Source organism: Kitasatospora phosalacinea (assembly GCF_000716545.1).
Classification (GTDB): Bacteria; Actinomycetota; Actinomycetes; order Streptomycetales; family Streptomycetaceae; genus Kitasatospora; species Kitasatospora phosalacinea.
In genome coordinates this window covers 1-4,070 of record NZ_JNWZ01000134.1, presented here as the reverse complement: position 1 = coordinate 4,070, position 4,070 = coordinate 1, and the positions used below count along the sequence as shown (strand labels likewise).

The 4,070-nt window shown below is 71.0% G+C and carries 2 protein-coding genes; both read right to left on the bottom strand.

Annotated elements, in window-relative coordinates; genetic code table 11:
* Nucleotides 1–1,014: glycoside hydrolase family 32 protein (locus OO48_RS33665; RefSeq protein WP_033223380.1), on the bottom strand; the 1,014-nt coding region annotated here is incomplete at its 3' end.
* Between the two features lie 267 nt (nt 1,015–1,281).
* Nucleotides 1,282–3,825, bottom strand: coding sequence for a glycoside hydrolase family 32 protein (locus tag OO48_RS33660; protein WP_033223379.1), 2,544 nt, complete (start codon nt 3,823–3,825; stop codon nt 1,282–1,284).
* Nucleotides 3,826–4,070 lie beyond the last annotated feature (245 nt).

Sequence of the window (4,070 nt, the reverse complement as noted above, 5' to 3'; positions counted from 1 at the left end):
GACGAGTCCCTTGCCGAGGTAGCCGGTGACGTTCTGCTGGTTGGGCAGGGTGCCCTGGGCGGGGCCGGTGCCGAAGGCGGTGCCGGCGGTCGTCCAGGAGCCGTAGGTGCTCCCCTCGAAGTCGGCGAGGACCGTTCCCGTGGGCGGCGTTGCGGTGGCGGGCCCGTCCGGGGTGAAGGTCGTGCCGTCGAAGTCGCCGACGAAGTACTGCGCGGCGGAGGTGTTCTGGGGGCCGCCGGGGTTGATGTTGACGACCAGCACCCACTTGGTGCGCGCCGGGTCGCCGCCCACCGGGAGCTGGAAGAGGTCCGGGCACTCCCACAGGCCGCCGGTGGCGCCGGCCGGTCCGAAGTCGCTGAGCTTGGTCCAGGTCTTCAGGTCCGGGGAGGAGTAGAAGCTCACCTTGTGGTCGGCGGACAGGGCGACCGTCATGAGCCAGCTGTCGGTCCGGGCGTTCCAGAACACCTTGGGGTCGCGGAAGTTCTGGGAGCCGATGGTGAGGACGGGGTTGCCGGAGTACTTGGTCCAGGTGGTGCCGCCGTCGGTGGAGTAGGCCAGCGACTGGGCCTGCACGCCGTCGGACTTGCGGTGGCTGGTGTAGATCGCGACCAGCGGGGGGTTGGTGCTGGTGCCGAAGCCGGTGGTGTTGTTCTTGTCGAGGACGACTCCGCCGGAGAAGACCATCTCGTTGGCGTCCTGGGGGAGGGCGATCGGCTGCTCGGTCCAGTGGACCAGGTCGGGGCTGGTCGCGTGTCCCCAGGACATGTTGCCCCAGGTGTTCCCCGACGGGTTGTACTGGAAGAAGAGGTGGTACGCGCCCTTGTACCAGATCGGGCCGTTGGGGTCGTTCATCCAGTTCTGGGCGGGCGAGAAGTGCAGCTGGGGCCGGTAGGTCTCGGTGTACGAGGTCTGCGCGCCGGCGGAGGGCGCGAGGAGCGCCAGGCCGAGGACGGCGGCGGCGGAGAGGGCGAGCAGGCGCTCGGAGCGGTGGTGCGTGACGGTTCGGTCGCGCATGTGGGTCTCCTCGGGTCCGGACCCCCGGGGCGGGTGGAGTGCCCGTGCGGGTGGGTCCTCGGGAGCGGCGTGCCGCGGTGGGGGTGGCGCGGTGGGGCAGGCCGCGGGGTGGGGGATGGCACGGAGTTCACTCGGCGGAGGCCGGGACGGACACGGCCGGGTCCCGGTCTCCGGATCGGACGGGACGCACCCTGCGCCCGTGCGACGACGGGGCCGGGTGGACCGTGCGGGGGCGGGCACCCTCAAGCCCGCCCCCGCACGGGGCTCTTACTCGCTCCGGTAGGAGCCGAGGTGCCAGAGCTTGAGGCTGTCGAGGCGGGCGGACCCGCCCTCGGCGAACAGCTGGACGCCCTGGCTGCCGGGGTCGGGGAAGACCTGGTCGGTGATCACCGCTTCGCCCTGGCCGCCGAACACCTCGACCGAGGACCAGTCGACGACGATCCGGAGGTGGATCCTGCCGTCCTTCTGGGGCTTGAGCGGGGCGGTCTGGACGCCGGGGAAGTTGGGGTCGAAGTCGACGGCGCCGGACTTGGTGCGGTCGACGTACAGCTGCTGGTTGGCGGTGTCGTAGCCGATGACGGTCTCCTGGCCGGCGCCGGTGCGGACCTTGAGGCCGAACTTCTTCGCGTCGGCGGGCGAGAAGACGGCGTCGATGTCGAGGGCCTTGCCGTTGCCGCGGGCGGGCAGGGCGGTGGTGCCGGGCCGGACGGTGACGTGGTTGAGGGCGACGGCCGGCCCTTGGCGCAGCGTGTTGAGGGACTGGACCGGCTGCTGGGTGAGCTGGAGGCGGCCGTCGACGGTGCGCAGCTGGAGGTTGCGGGGCAGGCTCTGGGCGCTGCGCCAGGGGGTGGTGGGGATGTTGCCGGCGTACTGCCAGTCGTTCATCCAGCCGATCATGGTGCGCTCGCCGCGGGGGGCGTCGTTGTAGGTGACGGCGGCGTAGAAGTCCTTGCCGAAGTCGACCCAGTGGGCGCGCTGGAGCGTGGAGAGGGCGGGGGTGTCGGCGGCGGTGAACTGGTCGGCCATGATGTGGCCCCAGCCGCCGGTGTTCAGGTCGGCGATCTGGATCTGGGCCTGCTTGCCCTTGTAGGGGCGCAGGTCGAAGGAGGCCCAGTCGAGGGTCTCGCTGTCGGAGCCGGTGGCGCTCTGCACGACCTGGCCGTCGACGATCAGGTTGACGGCGGTTTCGTTCGACTGGGGCTTGGCCCGGGTGTCGGAGAGGACGACCTGGTCGACGTTGATGTGGCCCCAGCCGCCGGTGTTCTGGTCGACGATCTTGATCTGGGCGGTCTTGCCCTGGAGGTCCGTCAGGTCCCAGGAGGCCCAGTCGAGTTGCTCGTTGTTGCTGCCGGTGGTGCTGCGGACGGTCTTGCCGTCGACGACGAGTTCGACGGTGGTGGGGGAGTCGGAGTTGGCGGGGTGGGTGCCGCCGCCGATCTGGAAGTCGAGGTACTTCTTGTCGATGGTGAAGGCCGGGGAGGTGAGGGTGCCGGTGGTGGAGTCGCCCTGGAGGAAGCTGTTGGCCAGGCCGTGGCCGGTGTAGCCGGTGACGGCCTGCTGGTCCGGGAGGGTGCCCCGGGCCGGTCCGGTGCCGAAGGCGGTGCCGGTGACGGTCCAGTCGCCGTAGGTGTCGCCTTCGAAGTCGGCGAGGACGGTGCCGGTGGGGGTGGGCTGCGGGTCGGTGACGGCGTTCGGGTTGTGGGGGTGGTTGCCGCCGCCGACCTTGAAGTTGAGGTAGTCGCTGGTGGCGGTGAAGGCGGGGGAGGTGAGGGTGCCGGTGGTGCTGTCGCCGTCGTGGAAGCTGTTGGCGTGGCCGGTGCCCTCGATGCCGGTGATCGCGGACTGTCCGGGCAGGGAGCCGGTGGCCGGCGCGGTGCCGAAGGCCGTGCCGGTGGTGGTCCAGGTGCCGTAGCCGCCCTGCTCGAAGTCCTGCAGGACGGTGCCGGCGGGCGGAGTGTAGGAGCCGTCGTCGTCGGGGGTGAAGGTGGTGCCGTCGAAGTCGCCGACGAAGTACTGGGCGCCGGAGCCGCCGGCGATGCCGCCGGGGTTGATGTTGACGACCATGACCCACTTGACGTGCTCGGGGTCGCCGTCGACGGCGAGCGGGAAGAAGTCGGGGCACTCCCAGCCGCCGCCGGTGGCCCCGGCCGGGCCGAACTCGCTGAGCAGCTTCCAGGACTTGAGGTCCTTGGAGGTGTAGAACTCCACCTTGTGCTCGTCGGCCAGCGAGACGGTCATCAGCCAGCTGCGGGTCGGCGCGTACCACTGGACCTTCGGGTCGCGGAAGGCGTGGGAGCCGATGTCGAGCACCGGGTTGCCGGTGTACTTGGTCCAGGTGCGGCCGCGGTCGGTGGAGTAGGCCAGCGACTGGGCCTGCCGCCCGTCGTCGTAGGCGCTGGTGTACACCGCGACCATGGCGGGGTTCGCGCGGCTGCCGAGGCCGGAGGTGTTGTCGGTGTCGACGACGACGCTGCCGGAGAAGACCATCTCGTCGTCGCTGCGCGGGATGGCCAGCGGCAGCTCCTTCCAGTGGACGAGGTCGGTGCTGACGGCGTGGCCCCAGGACATGTCGCCCCAGGAGTTGCCGTTCGGGTTGTACTGGTAGAAGAGGTGGTACTCGCCCTGGTAGTAGACGAGTCCGTTGGGGTCGTTCATCCAGTTCTGTGCGGGGGTGTAGTGCACCTGGGGGCGGTACTGCTCCTGGAACCGCCCGGTGTCGGCCACGGCGGGGGAGCCGGCGGTCAGGCCGAGGCAGACGGCGGTGGCCAGGACGGCCAGTGAGGTGCGGCGGGCGGGTCGGGACGCGCGCATGCGAGCTCCTTCGCAGAGCTTGGGCGGGGTGGGGGGCGCTCGCGGGCACGGCCGGGTACGGCGGCTTCGGGGCATGGCTGTGCCGGGGCAGGGCGGCGCGGCGGCGGGCGCCGGGGGTGAGCGGGTCGTTGGTGGTGCGCGGTGTTGTGGTGTGCGGTGCGGTGGTGGTGTGGAACTAGCGGGTGGTGGGTGGGAGTTCGCCGGAGCCGCGGGGGATGAGGCGGGTGGGGATGGTGACGGTGCGG